General features: G+C 36.7%; 18 protein-coding genes. 5 read left to right on the top strand and 13 right to left on the bottom strand.

The annotated features are described in order from the left end of the window. Positions 1–85: 85 nt before the first annotated feature. Positions 86–1,282 carry a multidrug efflux MFS transporter gene (locus tag DS830_RS00345; protein ID WP_118907886.1) on the top strand — a complete coding sequence of 399 codons (1,197 nt, stop codon included), beginning with the start codon at positions 86–88 and terminating at the stop codon, positions 1,280–1,282. Here the strand turns inward: DS830_RS00345 and DS830_RS00340 are convergent, their stop codons facing one another. The 6 genes from DS830_RS00340 to DS830_RS00315 form a co-directional block, all read right to left on the bottom strand. After that, positions 1,283–1,942, bottom strand: coding sequence for a L,D-transpeptidase (locus DS830_RS00340; RefSeq protein WP_118907885.1), 660 nt, complete (start codon positions 1,940–1,942; stop codon positions 1,283–1,285). It abuts the gene before it with no gap. A 126-nt stretch (positions 1,943–2,068) separates the two neighbouring features. Beyond that, entirely contained in the window at positions 2,069–2,317 is a 249-nt protein-coding gene (locus tag DS830_RS00335) for a type B 50S ribosomal protein L31 (protein WP_118899550.1), read from the bottom strand. A 100-nt stretch (positions 2,318–2,417) separates the two neighbouring features. Further along, positions 2,418–3,686 (bottom strand): UDP-N-acetylglucosamine 1-carboxyvinyltransferase, encoded by a 1,269-nt coding sequence (locus tag DS830_RS00330; protein WP_118899552.1) that lies wholly within the window; start codon positions 3,684–3,686, stop codon positions 2,418–2,420. Positions 3,687–3,760: 74 nt separating this feature from the next. Next, positions 3,761–5,374, bottom strand: a complete 1,614-nt coding sequence (locus tag DS830_RS00325; protein ID WP_118907884.1) for a CTP synthase — start codon at positions 5,372–5,374, stop codon at positions 3,761–3,763. A 178-nt stretch (positions 5,375–5,552) separates the two neighbouring features. Then, entirely contained in the window at positions 5,553–6,089 is a 537-nt protein-coding gene (gene rpoE / locus DS830_RS00320) for a DNA-directed RNA polymerase subunit delta (RefSeq protein ID WP_118909068.1), read from the bottom strand. Between the two features lie 98 nt (positions 6,090–6,187). Next, positions 6,188–6,622, bottom strand: a complete 435-nt coding sequence (locus DS830_RS00315) for a YwiB family protein (protein ID WP_118899556.1) — start codon at positions 6,620–6,622, stop codon at positions 6,188–6,190. A gap of 165 nt (positions 6,623–6,787) precedes the next feature. Between DS830_RS00315 and DS830_RS00310 the strand changes: the two genes are divergently transcribed. The 4 genes from DS830_RS00310 (at position 6,788) to DS830_RS00295 (ending at position 10,597) form a co-directional block, all read left to right on the top strand. Beyond that, complete coding sequence (locus tag DS830_RS00310) at positions 6,788–7,603, top strand: lipoate--protein ligase family protein (RefSeq protein ID WP_118907883.1); 816 nt, start codon at positions 6,788–6,790, stop codon at positions 7,601–7,603. Next, the gene (locus DS830_RS00305; RefSeq protein WP_118907882.1) at positions 7,603–8,937 is read left to right on the top strand and encodes an HD domain-containing protein; all 1,335 of its coding nucleotides are present in this window, start codon (positions 7,603–7,605) and stop codon (positions 8,935–8,937) included. The genes DS830_RS00310 and DS830_RS00305 overlap by 1 nt, the downstream gene beginning before the upstream one ends. A 22-nt stretch (positions 8,938–8,959) precedes the next feature. Then, positions 8,960–9,340, top strand: coding sequence for a large conductance mechanosensitive channel protein MscL (mscL, locus tag DS830_RS00300; protein WP_118907881.1), 381 nt, complete (start codon positions 8,960–8,962; stop codon positions 9,338–9,340). A gap of 87 nt (positions 9,341–9,427) precedes the next feature. After that, positions 9,428–10,597, top strand: a complete 1,170-nt coding sequence (locus tag DS830_RS00295) for a M20 metallopeptidase family protein (RefSeq protein WP_205526788.1) — start codon at positions 9,428–9,430, stop codon at positions 10,595–10,597. Positions 10,598–10,679: 82 nt separating this feature from the next. Here DS830_RS00295 and DS830_RS00290 read toward each other — a convergent pair whose 3' ends face one another. The 7 genes from DS830_RS00290 to DS830_RS00260 form a co-directional block, all read right to left on the bottom strand. Further along, on the bottom strand, positions 10,680–11,654 hold the full coding sequence (locus DS830_RS00290) for a ribose-phosphate diphosphokinase (protein ID WP_118899566.1): 975 nt from the start codon (positions 11,652–11,654) through the stop codon (positions 10,680–10,682). A gap of 44 nt (positions 11,655–11,698) precedes the next feature. After that, a complete protein-coding gene (gene glmU, locus DS830_RS00285; RefSeq protein WP_118909067.1) occupies positions 11,699–13,087 on the bottom strand; it encodes a bifunctional UDP-N-acetylglucosamine diphosphorylase/glucosamine-1-phosphate N-acetyltransferase GlmU in 1,389 nt (462 codons plus the stop codon). 99 nt (positions 13,088–13,186) lie between these two features. Further along, positions 13,187–14,029 (bottom strand): pur operon repressor, encoded by an 843-nt coding sequence (purR, locus tag DS830_RS00280; RefSeq protein WP_118907879.1) that lies wholly within the window; start codon positions 14,027–14,029, stop codon positions 13,187–13,189. 107 nt (positions 14,030–14,136) lie between these two features. Continuing rightward, positions 14,137–14,370, bottom strand: coding sequence for a Veg family protein (locus DS830_RS00275; RefSeq protein ID WP_118899570.1), 234 nt, complete (start codon positions 14,368–14,370; stop codon positions 14,137–14,139). Positions 14,371–14,455: 85 nt separating this feature from the next. Continuing rightward, positions 14,456–15,346 (bottom strand): 16S rRNA (adenine(1518)-N(6)/adenine(1519)-N(6))-dimethyltransferase RsmA, encoded by an 891-nt coding sequence (rsmA, locus tag DS830_RS00270; protein ID WP_118907878.1) that lies wholly within the window; start codon positions 15,344–15,346, stop codon positions 14,456–14,458. Then, the gene (gene rnmV, locus DS830_RS00265) at positions 15,336–15,905 is read right to left on the bottom strand and encodes a ribonuclease M5 (protein ID WP_118899574.1); all 570 of its coding nucleotides are present in this window, start codon (positions 15,903–15,905) and stop codon (positions 15,336–15,338) included. The genes rsmA and rnmV overlap by 11 nt, the downstream gene beginning before the upstream one ends. Further along, complete coding sequence (locus DS830_RS00260; protein ID WP_118907877.1) at positions 15,892–16,671, bottom strand: TatD family hydrolase; 780 nt, start codon at positions 16,669–16,671, stop codon at positions 15,892–15,894. The genes rnmV and DS830_RS00260 overlap by 14 nt, the downstream gene beginning before the upstream one ends. Between the last annotated feature and the right edge of the window lie 6 nt (positions 16,672–16,677).

Raw genomic sequence — 16,677 nt, 5'->3', positions numbered from 1 at the left:
CTTTTATTTCAGCATACTAAATTTTTTCAAGTATGGATAGTGCTATAATTATTTTCAAGACTTTTGAATAGCAGGTGATAGTTCCATGCAAACGGATAATTATTGGCGTCGCAATATGTACATTTTAACATTCGGTAACTTTATCGCAGGAATTGGATTCAGTATGGTAACCCCCTTCTTATCGCTTTATATTAATACTCTCGGTCAATTTAATAATCAGCAAATATCACTTTGGTCAGGAATTACTTTTTCAGTTACTTTTATTGTTTCAGCCATTATTTCTCCTTTTTGGGGTAAGCTGGCTGATCGCAAAGGTCGCAAATTGATGATTTTACGTGCTTCTTTAGGAATGGCATTAGTTATTGGCACAATGTCATTAGTCACTAATATTTATCAGTTAGTATTTTTGCGCGCCTTACAAGGAATTTTTTCAGGATATATCGGTAATTCTAACACTTTAATTGCCACTTCTGCACCTCATAAACACGTGGGTAAAGCATTAGGAACATTGACTACCGGAACTGTTTCTGGATCGTTGTTAGGTCCTTTAGTTGGTGGCGTTATTGCTCAAATTTGGGGATATCGGATTCCGTTTTTAATTACAGGTTGTTTATTATTATCAGCCTTTTTCCTTTGTTTATTTTTTGTTAAAGAAAATTTCACTCCTGTAGCAAAAGAAAAACAGCCTTCCTTGCGGGAAGTAATGCAAAAGCTTTCCCAGCCCCAAGTCGTAATCGGTATGTTTGTTACTACCTTAATTATTCAAACGGCCAACAATTCTATTAATCCAATTATTAGTCTCTATGTTAAACAACTGATGCATAACTCAGGTCAAGTGGCTTTAATCAGTGGAATTGTTACCGCAATGCCAGGGATTCCATCCGCCTTATTATCATCCAAATTTGGTGACTTAGGCGATCGTTACGGTACCAAAAAAGTTTTAATAGCTGGATTAATTTTGGCTACTTTAATTTATATTCCTCAGGCTGCTGTTACCCACGTTTGGCAATTAATTATTTTGCGCTTTTTTGTAGGCATATCAGACGCCGCTTTACTGCCACAAGTCCAAACCTTGTTAGCTAAGGATAGTCCTCATGAGGTTTCTGGACGTATTTTTGGTTATAACCAAAGTTTTCAATATATAGGCAATTGTGCTGGACCCCTATTAGGTTCAACAATTTCAAGTAGCTTGGGCTATGGAGCAGTCTTTTTATCTACTGCTTGTCTTGAATTTATTAATTTGATTTGGGTGCACCATGTTACCAAACAAGAACAAGGATAATTACTTAATAACAACTTTAGTATTATAGGGAATATTATCATAGACCCATTTGGAATCAGCCACTGTTAGATGAACACAGCCATGTGACGAAGGTCTTTTGCCAAGATCTGCTGCAACATCAGGCAAAAATTGTTGCTGTTGATTCGTTGGTGTCGAATGAAACAAGTAAATGCCGTGATTTAAAAACGAAACAGCATAAAAAGCGCCCTCATGCATCGCAGGGCTATAAAAATAAGGTGCTCTTTCGGACTCAATTTGATATGTCCCTTTAGGAGTGTTGCGTTCGCCATCTTCAATCCCTGTTGAAGCATACATGGTATATAAGATTTTATTCTGATCTATTAAGTAGACACGTTGCTTTTTAAGAGAGACTCTTATCCAAAGCTGGGGGTGCTGCTGTAAATTCGGATAGGGTTTAGTTTCTGATGATTTTAAATAATTCATGGGAACACGCAAAGATGAAGTATGCTGATTTGGTTGCTTAGGATGATTGTGGTATGCCAAAGTTTTAGGCGCTTTTTTCTTAACAATGCTAGTTTTAGCACTTTCCAAATAATCAAGATTACGTCCTAAAATGACCGGAATGGTTAGTAGTATAATAAAGATTAAACCACAAATCAATAAGGTCTTTTGATGCAATAACTTAGCTAATGGCTTCATTAAGTTACCTTCCTTAATCTAAAAAACTAATTTTGCTTATTAGCTTAAAACAGGCTATATTATAACAAATATTTCGCCAAAACAAAAAGAACTCTTTGTCGATAACAAAGAGTTCTTTTTTAAAAGTTATTTGTTGGTTAAACCATACTTCTTGTTGAAACGATCGATTCGACCATCTGCTTGAGTAAACTTTTGCTTACCTGTATAGAATGGATGTGAATCAGAAGTGATTTCCACCCGAATTAAAGGATATTCTTGACCTTCATAATCGGTAGTTTCACTTGAATTAGCAGTAGATCCAGCCAAAAACTTTTTACCAGTTGCAGAATCCATAAATACAACTTGGTGATAATCTGGATGAATTCCTTTTTTCATTTAATATACACTCCTTGCCCTAAATCATCTGCTGATCTAGAGATTAAATTTACTGACATTACAAAATGATACCACGAAATACTATGAGTTGCAATTAACTTTAAAATAATTCTGTGCCTGAATAACTGACTTCTGCTTGCAAATCATGTAATTTATCAATAATGCAATCATAACCACGCATAATATTTTCTGCTTGATTAATCACTGTTGTTCCTTGTGCCATTAAAGCAGCAATCATTAACGATGCACCGCCGCGAATTTCTTCCGCAGTAACTTGAGTGCCCATCAACTGTTCCGTCGGATCAATTACAATCTGTCCGTCAATTACTCGAATCTTCGCTCCCATTTTAATTAGTTCCGGGATATGACGAGTACGTTTGGGATAAATTGTATCAATAATCAAACTTTGCCGATCTGCCAACAACATCAAAGGTGTTAAGGGTTGCTGTAAGTCCGTAGCAAACCCTGGATAAGGGCTTGTTTTCACTTTAACGCCAGTTAATTGACTATTGGGATATACAAAAATACTATCTTCACGAATATCTAGATTAACACCCATTTCTTGTAATTTAGCTAAAAAAGCATCCAAATGTTCTGCAATAATATTTTTAACTAAAATCCCATCACCTACTGCAGCCGCTAAAGATAAATAAGTTCCTGCTTCGATGCGATCTGGGATAATAATATGTGAGTTAGTTGATTTTAAATGTGGTACACCAACAATTCTAATAGTCTGAGTTCCCACACCCCGAATTTTGGCCCCCATATTATTCAAAAAGGTTGCCAAATCAATGATTTCGGGTTCTTTGGCTGCATTTTCAATAATTGTAGTCCCTTTGGCTCGAACAGCTGCCAAAATAATATTTATTGTTGCTCCTACGGATACCATATCTAAAAAGATGCGTGCACCATGCAAACCATTTGGTGCTTCAATAACGATTGAATTATCATGCTGTTTTACTTGTGCACCTAAAGCTTTAAACCCTTTAATATGTTGATCAATGGGGCGCGGTCCAATGTCATCCCCACCAGGAAAACCGACTACTGCCTTGCCAAAACGTCCTAATAACGAGCCCATAAAATAATAAGAGGCCCGTAAACTGGTTACTTTACCATGTGGAAGTGGCACCAACTTAATATTAGTAGGATCAATTGTTAAAACATGATCTTGAAAGCTGGACTTCACATTCATATCTGCCAGCATATCCATTAAATTGTATACATCTTTAATCTGCGGCACAGAATCAAGCACGACGGGAGTATCCGACAAAATGGCCGCGGGGATAATCGCAACAGTACTGTTTTTCGCACCGCCGATCGTAACGGATCCAGAAAGTCTTTTTCCCCCGTGAATAACCATCTTTGCCATATTTTCTCTCAGCCCTTCTTAATTGCTATTACTCTTAAAATAATAATATAAAAACTAGTAAAAGTACACTAAAATCAGATATCACTAGCACTTAATCCACAAGCAGCACCAACAAACTTTTTATAAATCGGCTCTGGACGATCTGGACGTGATAAGAATTCAGGATGATACTGTACACCCACAAAAAACTTATTCTGAGGTAATTCTACTACTTCGACTAACCGATTATCTGGAGAAACTCCCGAAAATACTAATCCATGCTGTCCTAAAGTATCGCGAAATTCATTATTGAATTCGTAACGATGGCGATGACGCTCTTGAATTACACTTTGATTATCATAAGCATTACCAGCAACACTACCAGCTTTTAATTTACATGGATAAGCACCTAAACGTAATGTACCGCCACGATTTTCAATATTCTTTTGATCTGCCATCAAATCAATAATCTTATGTTCAGCGTTTGGATTAACTTCTCCACTAATTGCATCACTAATACCAGCCACATCACGAGCAAATTCCACGCAAGTCATTTGCATTCCTAGGCAAACACCTAAAAATGGCACGTCGTTTTCACGAGCATACTTGATAGTTTGAATCATGCCTTCTAAGCCACGAGTGCCAAAGCCACCAGGAACGATAATTCCGTCAATTCCTTGCATTTTGGCGGATACATTATCAGCAGTAATATCTTCAGCACTAATGCGTTTAACTTGCACATCAGTATCATAAGCGTAACCGGCATGCTTCAAAGCTTCATTGACAGATATATACGCATCTTTTAATTCAATGTATTTACCTACCAAAGCAATTGTCGTTTGATGTTTCAAATTTAAGACCCGTTGTTCCAGCCGCTTCCATTCTTTCATATCAGCTGGTGGTGTCTGTAAATGCAGGTAGTCACAAACAATTTGGTCCATACCCTGCTTTTGTAGATTTAGTGGAATTGAATATAACGTTGGTACATCTAAAGATTCAATTACTGCTTCAGGATCTACGTCACAAAATGAAGCAATTTTATTACGCATACTTTGAGAGATTGGCTTTTCCGTCCGGACAACTAAGATATTAGGCTGAATTCCCACTCCCCGTAATTCTTTCACACTATGTTGGGTTGGCTTAGTCTTCATTTCGCCTGCAGCTTTAAGATACGGAATCAAAGTTGTATGGATATAGATAACATTTTCCGTTCCCACTTCAGCTTTCATCTGCCGCAAAGCCTCTAAATATGGCAAAGATTCAATATCGCCAACAGTTCCACCAACTTCAGTAATAATGACATCAGAGTCAGTTGTTGTTGCAGCACGCATAATTTTTTCTTTAATCATATTAGTGATATGCGGAATTACCTGGACCGTTGCTCCATTGTATTCACCTTTACGTTCTTTTTGAATAACTTCCGAATAAATTTTTCCAGTTGTCACATTAGAATATTTATTAAGGTCAATATCAATAAATCTTTCGTAATGCCCTAAATCTAAATCGGTCTCTGTACCATCATTGGTTACAAAAACTTCACCATGTTGGTATGGGCTCATTGTTCCCGGATCAACATTAATATAAGGATCAAATTTCTGTAAAGTAACTTTTAAACCGCGGTTTTTCAATAAACGTCCCAAACAAGCGGCTACAATACCTTTACCTAAAGAAGAAACAACCCCACCGGTAACAAAAATATATTTGGTCATGCGCATATCTCCTTTTATTAGATTACTGGGTGGACTCGTAGGTCAGTTTGAATAAATTAAAAAAGGCCTCCATTCAACCAAGCATAGAATAGAGAGCCTACAAACGCACTATAAAGCGCCCAAATAACATTGTATAAAGATTTAGCAAAATCGTCAAACATTTTTATCAAAGAACAGTTTATTTATCATCAATATCTTCATCATCATCGTCGTCATCATCAGAAAATTCACTCAAATCTCCTTCAATGCCGTCATCTAAATCATCATCATCGGGTAAAGTATTTTCTTCATCGTCAAAATCTAATTCTGCATTAGAAAACTTGGATAAATCAGGTATTTGATCATCGTCATCACTGTCATCATCTAAAACATCTGTACTATCATCATCATAGTCGATGACATCATCGTCATCATCATCGTCATCTAAAAAGGCATTGACACGTTTAATTTGTGGGGTTTTAACATCTTCTGCATCTTCTGGATGATTAACCTCTTCATCCACAGAATCATAAGGATACCAAGTCCGTAGTCCCCAAACATTCTCACCTAAGGAAATAAAACCACCATCGCCATTTAGATCTGTATAAAATTGCGGCAAGCGTTCACGAATCTCATGATCACTCTTATCTAGGTATTGTTGAATATCATTTACAATATCAGCAAAAGTCATTGCTTCGCCTTTTTGTTCCAAAATAGCCCGTGCTACCTCAATCATTGATAAATCACTTTTATTTTCACCGTCGAATTGCTTGAGTTCTAAAGCCAACTACGTCCACGTCCTTTCAACAGTCTGTCTTTAATATTAACGATTTATCACTTAAAAATCAATCTTAACTTATAATCTGCCACTAAATTATTTTGGCTGCTTAAAGAATAATCTAATTCAATTTTACCAGAAATTGGGGCTTGAGAAATTAAAAGCCGCATTTTATGAGTATGTGTAACTAAAGATAAATTGCCATAAGCTGTAGGATAATCAATAAGCTGATCTTTTTGACGATTAAAAACTAATTTGGTAGGCACTTGCGCATCAACTGAACGCTTGATTGTCAATAAATTATCCTCTGAAACTTTAAAAAGTACTTTAATTTTTTGATGAGAATTAGATTCTTGATAACGTAAATATAATTGCGAACCAATCTTAACTGCTTGCCCAACCTCTGTAATCGCATAATTATCTGTATGACCATCTTGAGTTGTTTGAATGGCTAACTGTATTTGGACATTTTGAGTTTGCCGCTGCGTCATGGTTTCACCTTCTACATTAATTATAAATATTCTCTTTTATTATAACTATTAAAAATTAACAATGCCAAATAAACACTGAATTTTTTGGATATCTGCCAGTATCTAATTGTAATTATGCCCAATTTTAATTAAACTAAAAATAGATTAGTGAAATGAGGATAAGATATGACAAAAAAAGCTTGGATTTATGATTATAATTATCAAAATCAAATAGAATTAGCAAACATCTTCCCGGAAACTAATTATTTATTACAGTTATGCAGTAACAAGCAGCAACCCATTTTACATTTTTGGCAGACATTGCCAACAGTTATTTTAGGACTGCAAGACAAACACTTAGCTGATTTACCAGCAGGTATTAGTTTATTGCATGATTTTCACTATCATGCCTTTATTCGTAATTCAGGTGGATTGGCCGTTATTAGCGAACCAGGAATTTTAAATATCAGTTTTTTTATTCCCCAAAAAACATCTCTCACCATTGATCAAGCTTACCAACAAGCGTTTGATTATTTACAAGCAGCTTTTGGTGAACTTAATTTAGAACATTATCAAGTAGAACATTCTTATTGTCCAGGAGATTATGATATTGTTGTTCAGGGACAAAAAATTGGCGGGATTGCGCAAAGACGCCAACATGAAGCTGTCGTTGTAATGATTTATTTATCCGTTAACGGCAATCAACCAGCCCGTGGTCAATTATTACAACAATTTTATCAAGCGGCTAATACAACTCATAATGATACCTACCCTCTAATTTGGCCCGAAACTATGGCCAATATTCAAGATTTTTTATCAACACCAATTACCGTTAATGATTGTAAAAAACGACTACTGGCGGCTTATAAAGCTACACCAGTAGATTTACAAGTATTAACACCACAACTACTTAAACAACAGCCTGACTTTCAAGCTATCATAAATAAAGAACACGCCAAACAACAACGTCTAAATAAGGTTATTTTGGAGGAAAATAATTAATGGAAAATGACCTTTTAGCACGTGAAAAAGTTTTTCGCGACCCGGTTCACAACTATATTCACGTTCAACACCAAGTTATTTTAGATTTAATTAATACACCAGAGTTTCAGCGCTTACGCAGAATTAAGCAGCTAGGAACCACTTCTTTTACCTTTCATGGTGCAGAACATTCACGCTTTAGCCATTGTTTAGGAGTATATGAAGTAACTCGCCGGATTTGTGATACTTTTGAGCATAATTATCCGACAAAACATGCAGGAGATGGTCTTTGGAACGACGAAGAACGTCTGGTAGCATTATGTGCAGCCTTATTACATGATATTGGTCATGGTCCTTATTCACATACTTTTGAACATATTTTTAAGACAGATCATGAAGCTTGGACTCGTAAAATTATTACGGATTCTAGTACCCAAGTTAATCAAATTTTACGTCAAGTTAGTCTTGATTTTCCGGATAAAGTGGCCAGTGTTATTGCTAAAACCTATCCTAATATGCAAGTTGTGCAAATGATTTCCAGCCAAATTGATGCTGACCGAATGGATTATCTGTTGCGGGATGCTTATTATACTGGCACTCAATATGGTATGTTTGACTTAACGCGTATCATGCGCGTTATTCGCCCCTACGCCGGTGGTATTGCCTTTAATATTGATGGTATGCATGCGGTTGAGGATTATATTGTGTCTAGATTTCAAATGTATCAGCAGGTTTATTTTCATCCCGTATCACGCGGAATGGAAGTGGTTTTAATGCAATTATTGCATCGGGCCAAATTTTTATACGAACGCGGAGATATGGATAGCTTTGAAATGCCGAGTCTGCTGATTCCTTTTTTTGAGAACCAAATTACAGTTAGTGATTATGTACGCTTAGATGATGATGTCTTAAATACTTACTTTAATATTTGGCGTGATCATCCGGATACGATCTTACGTGATTTAGTTCATCGTTTTTTGGATCGCCGGCCCTTCAAATCTATTACCTTTGCACCCGCACAACAAGTTGAAATTAAGCAACTACAAGCATTAATACAAAATTCCGGTTTTGATCAAAACTTTTATACTGCAATTAATAATAGTTTTGATTTGCCCTATGACTTATATCGACCATCATCTAAAGAACCCAAAACCCAGATTGAATTACAACAACCGGATGGCACTTTGCAAGAGTTATCAACTATTAGTCCACTAGTAAAAGCTTTGAGTGGACGAGAAAGTGGTGATCACCGCTTTTATTTTCCAAAAGAAATGTTAGCCAATCCCGAAAGCAGTACTTTTGCACCGTATTTACAAGAATTTCAAGCACAAATTATTAATGGTGCTTTAAAATAATAATTACAAAAGGAGTTTTATCATGTTAAAAGAATTCAAAGAATTTATTTCTCGAGGCAATGTCATCGACTTGGCTGTTGGTGTTATTATTGGGGGTGCTTTTAATAAAATTGTCAGCGCCCTTACTAAATATATTTTAAATCCTTTTATTGGCTTATTCTTAGGCCATATTAATTTATCATCTTTAACAATTGGTATGTTTAAGATTGGTGATTTCTTAAATGCAGTAATTGAGTTTTTAATTATTTCCTTTGTCGTTTTTCTGATTGTTAAAGCTATTAATAAACTACACCATCCCCAAAATGAAGCACCTGCACAACCCAGTCCTGAACAAATGTCTGAACAATACTTAGAAGAAATCCGTGATTTGCTCAAGCAAAACCAAAATAGCTCACAAAAATAAAATAATAAGTATAATAGAATTAACCTTAGTTAAGAGATAGTTCTGAAGTACAAAATAATCTATGTATTATTTTAGAAAGGAAACATTATGACAAAATCATGGTTTGATTTAATACCCACATCTGAAATGATTAAGTGGCGGCGTTATTTACATCAAAATCCTGAGCTTTCATTTCACGAAGAAAAAACTAGCCATTATTTAATTCACCAATTAAAATCTTTTGGCGATATTAAAATTGAGCAACCCACGCCTACAAGTGTCTTAGGTACTATTACTGGTAAAAGTGCTGGCAAAAGAATTTTACTCCGGGCTGATATCGATGCACTTCCAGTCCAAGAAGAAACAAAATTAGAATTTGCTTCCCAAACACCTTCAGTAATGCATGCTTGTGGCCATGATACTCATATGGCAATCTTACTAGCAACTGCAAAAGTCTTAGTCCAATTACGAAATCAATTTTCCGGTTCGGTACAGGTTTTATTTCAGCACGCCGAAGAAACACCGCCAGGTGGTGCCCAAGAAATTGTTCAAAGTGGTTATTTAAAAAATATCGATGCTATTATTGGACTGCACATTATTCCATTTTTACCAACCGGCAGTATTAATGTCGTTTTAGGTGGACCAGTTTCCACAGCATCAGACGTTATGAAATTAACAATTCAAGGCAAAGGTGGTCATGGATCGATGCCTCAAAATAGCATTGATCCAATTATTGTTGGCAACGAAATTATTAACCAAATTCAAACTGTAGTTTCGCGTTTGACGGCGCCAGATGAATTAAACGTTGTTAACATTGGAGAATTTAAGGCTGGAAGTGCTCCGAATGTAATAGCTGATACAGCTTATTTGAGTGCCTCGATTCGCTCTGTTAATCAAACCACTCGTCAGATTATAGCTCAAAAAATTAAGGCGATTGTCCAAAATACCTGTCAAACATATGGTGCCACTCCAGAGTTAGACTATCAATTCTACTATGATGCCGTTATTAACGATTCTTCCTTAAGTAAGTTAGTTTATCAAAGTGCCCAACAAGTTCTCGGACCACAACTAGTTACCACCGCTGGCAAAACATCAGCTAGTGAAGATTTTTCGGCTTATGGTAAATTAGCGCCTCTTTGTTACTTTATTTTGGGAGGCGGTTTGGCAGCAGAAGGTTACAAATACGCTAATCATAGTCCTCAATTTATAATTGATGAAAAGGCATTAATTAATGGCGTTAAAACCGATATCGCAACCGTTTTAAATTTTCTGCAATAATTAATCTCTATCTTAAAAAATCCAGAGTTGCTAGCTAGAATAACTAGTAACTCTGGATTTTTAGTTGGTAAAAGTTGTTTTATTAATGTCTTTTATATCTGTTATTGAATAACGGACTGACTGGTTCATTCTTATAAATTCGCTTAATGGCGTCGCCAATTAAAGGTCCAACTGAAATTTCTACCATTTTTTCAATTTTTTTAGCAGCTGGTAATTGAATAGAGTCTGTTACAATCACTTTTTTAATAGGAGATTGTTCAAGTCGTTCCATTGCTGGACCTGATAGAACTCCATGTGTACAACTAGCATAAACTTCTTTGGCTCCAGCATCCATTAACGCCTGTGCTGCTAAAGTAATAGTTCCAGCTGTATCAATCATATCATCAATAATAATAGCACGTTTGTTCTTAACATCACCAATGATATTCATTACTTCAGAAACATTTGGCTTAGGCCGGCGCTTGTCGATAATTGCGATTGGAGCCTTTAAAAATTCTGCTAGCCTCCGAGCCCGAACTACTCCACCATGATCTGGTGAAACTACCACAGCATCTTCATCTAAATGATTTTCTAGGAAATAATCAGCTAATAAAGGAGCCCCTAAAAGATGGTCTACTGGAATATCGAAGAAACCTTGAATTTGAGCCGCATGCAAGTCTAAAGCTAAAATTCGATCGGCACCAGCTTTTTCTAACATATTGGCAACTAGTTTAGCTGTAATTGGCTCTCTGGAACGTGCTTTGCGATCTTGACGAGCATAACCATAATAAGGCATAACTACATTAACAATTTGAGCTGATGCCCGTTTTAAGGCATCAATCATAATTAACAATTCCATTAAGTTGTCGTTCACTGGAGCTGAAGTAGATTGAATAATAAAAACTTCAGCGCCACGAATACTTTCTTCAATATTAATTTGAATTTCACCATCGCTAAAACGTTTAACAGACGACTTACCTAGAGGAACCCCCACTGCTTCAGAAATTTTTTGAGCCAAAGGTTTGTTAGAATTTAACGCAAAAAGCTTCATTTCACATTCAGATTTATTTATCGACATTACTCTCTCAACTTTCCTTATTTAATTATTCAACTACAACAGAATTATTGCCAATCAGGATCATCAGACAAAGGTAATTTAGACCAATAATTATCTTTGTTTGTTTGTCGTGCACGAGCAATTGCCATTGCATGCTGCGGCACATCACCCGTCACTGTGGAACCAGCAGCCACAAAGGAATGGTCACTAATCTTCACAGGTCCCACGATATTAGCATTACTTCCTATAAATGCATGGTCGCCAATATCAGTGTGCCATTTTCTTTGACCATCATAATTAACAAAGACTACACCACAACCAATATTAATATCACTGCCTAAAGTTGCATCACCTACATAACTCAAATGTCCCATTTTAGTACGTGCACCAAGAGTTGCATTTTTGACTTCACAGAAATTGCCGATATGAACTTCTGGACCAATGTCAGATTGCGGACGTAAATGTGAATTCGGTCCAATATTACTATCATGCCGCATCACAGACTTCTCAATTGTCGAACTCATTACGTGCACATTATCTTCTAAGACGGCAGCATCTAAACGAGACCCAGCACCAATATAGCAGTTATGCCCAATTTGAGTACCAGCCTTAATTACTACCCCCGACTCAATTACTGTATCAGAACCAATTTGCACACCTTCATCAATAAAGGTATGCTCAGGATCAATTAAGCTGACTCCATTTTGCATATGTTGACGATTAATACGTGCTTGCATTATTTTAGTAGCCTGTGCCAAAGCTACTCGATCATTAACGCCTAATGATTCTTCAAAATCATCCATTAAGTAAGCACTAACGCGATCATGATCTTTTTGCATTAATTCAATCACATCAGGTAAATAATATTCTCCTTGTGCATTATCATTATTTACTTGATGTAAGTAATGGAACAGCTTTTGATTATCAAAACAATAAACTCCAGTATTTATCTCCTGAACTAATTGTTCTTGAGCACTGGCGTCTTTTTGTTCCACAATTTTCTTAACTTGACCTTGATCATCGCGAATGATCCGGCCATAGCCAAAAGGATTTTGCGTTTTGGCGGTTAAAATAGTTGCCTGCGCTTGCTGCTGTTCATGGTAGGCAAATAACTGCTCCAAAGTTGCAGCTGTAAAAAGCGGCGTATCCCCACTCATAATCAATGTCGTACCTGAGTGTTGACTTAAGAGTTTTTCGGTTTGCAAAACAGCATGCGCTGTGCCTAACTGTTCTGTCTGCTCAACGTATTGCGTCCGCGAGCCTAATAGGTCTTGAACAGCTTGAGCATGAGTAGCAATTACCGTGATTATTTGAGCTGGATGCAGTTGTTCTACTTGCGTTAAAACATGATCTACCATTGCTTTGCCACAGACTGGATGCAAAACTTTATAGAGATGGGATTTCATCCGTGTTCCTTTTCCTGCAGCTAAAATTACGGTAAAACGATTTGCCATCATAAATTCCCTTCAATCGTGATAATTTTCCATAGATATCATACCTTAATCTGGAAGTTGGCTCAATATTTTGTTAAAAATGAAAAAACTGTGTCTTACTTACCCATTAAAATGACTAAAATCAGTCACTTGTAAATAATTACCTAAGCCCACAGTTAATGCTGGTACTTTGGCATCTAAATGTTGAACATTTAGTAAGGTAGTTACGTTGGTATCCTTATTAGATTGTTGCGTGCTAGAGTCTACTAAAACACTAATTCCGACTAATTCGCCTGCAAATTCTTGCACCAAATTCCGCATTCCACTAACAGTTCCGCCACCCTTCATAAAGTCATCCACTGCAATAACTTTAGCTCCTTGTGGCAAGCTCCGCTTGGAAAGTTCCATTTTTTCTACTCTAGAAGAAGATCCCGATTCATAATTAACACTTAATGTAGGACCTTCAGTGACTTTAGATTCTCGACGCACAATCACATAAGGAATATTCAAGTAATAAGCCACACTTTGAGCAATAGGGATTCCTTTGGTTGCTACCGTCATAATTGCATCTGCTTTTTGACCAGCATAGCGCGTAGCAATTAGTAAACCAATTTTGCGAAGTAATGTGGCATCACCAATGATATCAGAAGAATATAAATATCCTCCGGGTAATATTCGTTGTGGATCAGAGAGCTTTTGCTGTAATTCTGTCAAATAATGGGTCGCAGTTTCTTGATTTATTCCTGGTGTAAATATGACTCCGCCCCCAGCACCTGGCAAAGTTTCAATATAACCAATATTATTAACCAAAAAAGCATGCTTTAAAATTGTAATATCTTCACTGATAGAAGACTTGGCTGCATGATATTTTTTGGCAAAAATTGGTAATGGAATTAAACGATACGGTTGGTTTTCTAGATAATGTGTCATTCCGACTAACCGTTCACTTCTTCGTATTTTCATAAAATGTCCCTGCTTAATTTTCGATTTAGTTTTATTATAACCGATAATCCGAACATTTTATCAATTATGAAGGAATTTTTGCACAAAAAAAGATTGCCGTAGCAATCTTAATCAAAAGTCAACTCAATTGACTTTGTTAATAAATCAACATAACTATATGAAACCCGTTCAAAAGAATTTTCCGTCGGATCTAAGTCCACGACAAAAACAGAATGAAATGTTTCGGCTAATTTCCCATGACGGCGGGTAACACGTTTGCGACCAGCTTGGGCCACAACAGTGATACCATCACCGATGTGGCCATCTAAGTCGCGCTTAATTGAAGCAAATGATGCTGGCATAAACTCAACCCCTTCGCGGGGATATTATAACACAATAATTAATAAACTTCAATCTAATGAGAAAATCTCATTTAAATAACTTTTATTAAAGGGTAATTTGCTCTGCAACTAACTGTTGCAACTGTACAATTTGTTCTAAGCTCAGTTCTTCCGCTCGGATATTCGTTGGATATTCTAATTGATCATAAATTAATTGTAATTGTTCTTTGTGCGTAGTTGTTTTACCAACGTATACCAATAAGTTATTCCAGAGCGTTTTGCGTTTTTGGCGAAAAATTGCTTGAACAAATTTCATCAAAGCAGCATAATCCGTTACTTTAACCGGTAAATCGGCTAACAAATCAAAACTAACCACTGCAGAATCAACTTTAGGTTGGGGAACAAAAGCTTCATGTGACACAATTTGAGTGATTTCGACTGCACTCTTAGTTTGTACTGCCACGCTTAAAGCACCGTATTCTTTATGTCTGGGACGCGCACAAATTCGCTCGGCTACTTCTTTTTGCATCATTAAGACTAATTGTTTTAAAGGGACATCAGCTTGCAATATGCGTAATAAAATTGGCGTCGTAATATAATACGGCAAATTGGCAACGACTTTAACTGAACTTTGTTGTAAATTATGTTCTACAAAGAATTTTGGTAGGTCAACTTTTAAAATATCTGCCTGCATAATAGTGATATTGGTCATTGCTGCCAAATTCTCTTGCAAAATAGGAATTAAATGCTGATCAATTTCCCAAGCATAAACATGCTTAGCTTCTTTAGCCAATTGCTGTGTTAGTCCCCCAATGCCAGGACCGATTTCTAAAATAATATCTTGAGGGTGAATCTGAGCACTAGCAACAATTTGATCAATCACGTGGGGATCACGGAGAAAATTTTGGCCCAAAGATTTATGAGCTTGTATTTGATAACGATCTAAAATTGCCTGTGTCCGCACAGGATCTGCTATATCAAACTTTTCAACTACCATATAATTCCTCTTTTGCTTGTTTTACAGCAGCGCTTAACTGCGGTTTTGAAATAGCAAACATGGCCAATTTTCGAGGCAGCTGTTTAGCATTCGCATAGCCAATGTGCAGCAAATCGCCTACCAAAGAACGCAATTTTTGCGCATCAGCTCCTCCTAAAAGTCCTAGTTCAACTAATTCTTCTTTACTAATCAAAGCCTTAATATGACTAGTGGGAGTATAGACTGTTTGCAGTGCTTGTTTAATAACAGCTGCACTAGCGTGTTCTAGACCTAAGCTGCCATGTTGATTAGTTGGTACACTATCTTGACGCCGTAAAAAAGCTTGTTTAACTGTGGGGATAGCTGCAACAATTTTTTGACGAATTTTTTGACCATTGAAATCAGGATCAGTAATGACAATAACCCCCCGCGTTTGTTGAGCCTGCTTAATTAGCCTTAAAGTATCTTCATTAATGGCCGAACCGTTAGTTTCAATTGTATCCACATCGCCTAAAACCTGACGTAAGCGAGCAGTATCAGAACGGCCTTCTACCACAATAACTTCTTTAATTTTTTTCATTCAAACGATAAACCTCATGTGCATTTTTCCAGGTATTAGCAGCTACTTGTTCCAAAGTTTCTTGTCGACATTGCGCAACCGCAGCCGCTACATAATGTGTAAATCCGGGCTCATTTTGTTCACCACGATGTGGTTCTGGAGTTAAATAAGGAGCATCTGTTTCTACTAATAGTCGATTGGCTGGAGTATTTTGGGCGGCTGCTCGCACATCTGGAGCATTTTTAAAAGAAACTACCCCACTATAAGATATATAACAATCCAAATCTAAGAATTTAGACAACCACGTTAATGGACCATTAAAACTGTGCATAATCACACCATAGTGTGGCTGATGAGCTTTTAAGACTGCATACGTATCAGCAAAAGCATCCCGCGTATGAATATTGACTGGAAGCTGGTATTGTTCAGCTAAATCTAATTGTCGAGCAAATAACTCTTTTTGCTGTGCTGGTTGCGGATTTTGCGGCCAATGATAATCTAATCCAATTTCACCAATCGCTATAACTTCATCTAACTGCAATTGTGCGATAAGTTCTTGTTCTGTTGTAAGATCATATTCATTGGCAAATTCAGGATGCCAGCCAATGACCGCATGCAATTGGGGATATTTTTGAGCTAATTCAATTGCGGTTTGGTTAAACAACTTATTCGAGCCAATGATTGCCATTTCTAAAACATCTAATTCTTGAGCCCGTTGTAAGTAATAATCAGTTTTACCCGCAAATGGTTCATCATTTAAATGCGTATGCGCATCAAATATTTTCACAGTTAA

This window comes from Bombilactobacillus bombi (assembly GCF_003522965.1).
Classification (GTDB): domain Bacteria; phylum Bacillota; class Bacilli; order Lactobacillales; family Lactobacillaceae; genus Bombilactobacillus; species Bombilactobacillus bombi.
Note: the sequence above shows the minus strand (reverse complement) of the source record. Positions and strands in the feature narration are given on the sequence as shown.

Bases quoted from the DNA above. Each gene is read 5' to 3' on its own strand.
- DS830_RS00345 (WP_118907886.1), top strand. From the start codon at position 86: ATGCAAACGGATAATTATTGGCGTCGCAATATGTACATTTTAACATTC.
- DS830_RS00340 (WP_118907885.1), bottom strand. From the start codon at position 1,942: ATGAAGCCATTAGCTAAGTTATTGCATCAAAAGACCTTATTGATTTGT.
- DS830_RS00335 (WP_118899550.1), bottom strand. From the start codon at position 2,317: ATGAAAAAAGGAATTCATCCAGATTATCACCAAGTTGTATTTATGGAT.
- DS830_RS00330 (WP_118899552.1), bottom strand. From the start codon at position 3,686: ATGGCAAAGATGGTTATTCACGGGGGAAAAAGACTTTCTGGATCCGTT.
- DS830_RS00325 (WP_118907884.1), bottom strand. From the start codon at position 5,374: ATGACCAAATATATTTTTGTTACCGGTGGGGTTGTTTCTTCTTTAGGT.
- rpoE (WP_118909068.1), bottom strand. From the start codon at position 6,089: ATGATTGAGGTAGCACGGGCTATTTTGGAACAAAAAGGCGAAGCAATG.
- DS830_RS00315 (WP_118899556.1), bottom strand. From the start codon at position 6,622: ATGACGCAGCGGCAAACTCAAAATGTCCAAATACAGTTAGCCATTCAA.
- DS830_RS00310 (WP_118907883.1), top strand. From the start codon at position 6,788: ATGACAAAAAAAGCTTGGATTTATGATTATAATTATCAAAATCAAATA.
- DS830_RS00305 (WP_118907882.1), top strand. From the start codon at position 7,603: ATGGAAAATGACCTTTTAGCACGTGAAAAAGTTTTTCGCGACCCGGTT.
- mscL (WP_118907881.1), top strand. From the start codon at position 8,960: ATGTTAAAAGAATTCAAAGAATTTATTTCTCGAGGCAATGTCATCGAC.
- DS830_RS00295 (WP_205526788.1), top strand. From the start codon at position 9,428: ATGACAAAATCATGGTTTGATTTAATACCCACATCTGAAATGATTAAG.
- DS830_RS00290 (WP_118899566.1), bottom strand. From the start codon at position 11,654: ATGTCGATAAATAAATCTGAATGTGAAATGAAGCTTTTTGCGTTAAAT.
- glmU (WP_118909067.1), bottom strand. From the start codon at position 13,087: ATGGCAAATCGTTTTACCGTAATTTTAGCTGCAGGAAAAGGAACACGG.
- purR (WP_118907879.1), bottom strand. From the start codon at position 14,029: ATGAAAATACGAAGAAGTGAACGGTTAGTCGGAATGACACATTATCTA.
- DS830_RS00275 (WP_118899570.1), bottom strand. From the start codon at position 14,370: ATGCCAGCATCATTTGCTTCAATTAAGCGCGACTTAGATGGCCACATC.
- rsmA (WP_118907878.1), bottom strand. From the start codon at position 15,346: ATGGTAGTTGAAAAGTTTGATATAGCAGATCCTGTGCGGACACAGGCA.
- rnmV (WP_118899574.1), bottom strand. From the start codon at position 15,905: ATGAAAAAAATTAAAGAAGTTATTGTGGTAGAAGGCCGTTCTGATACT.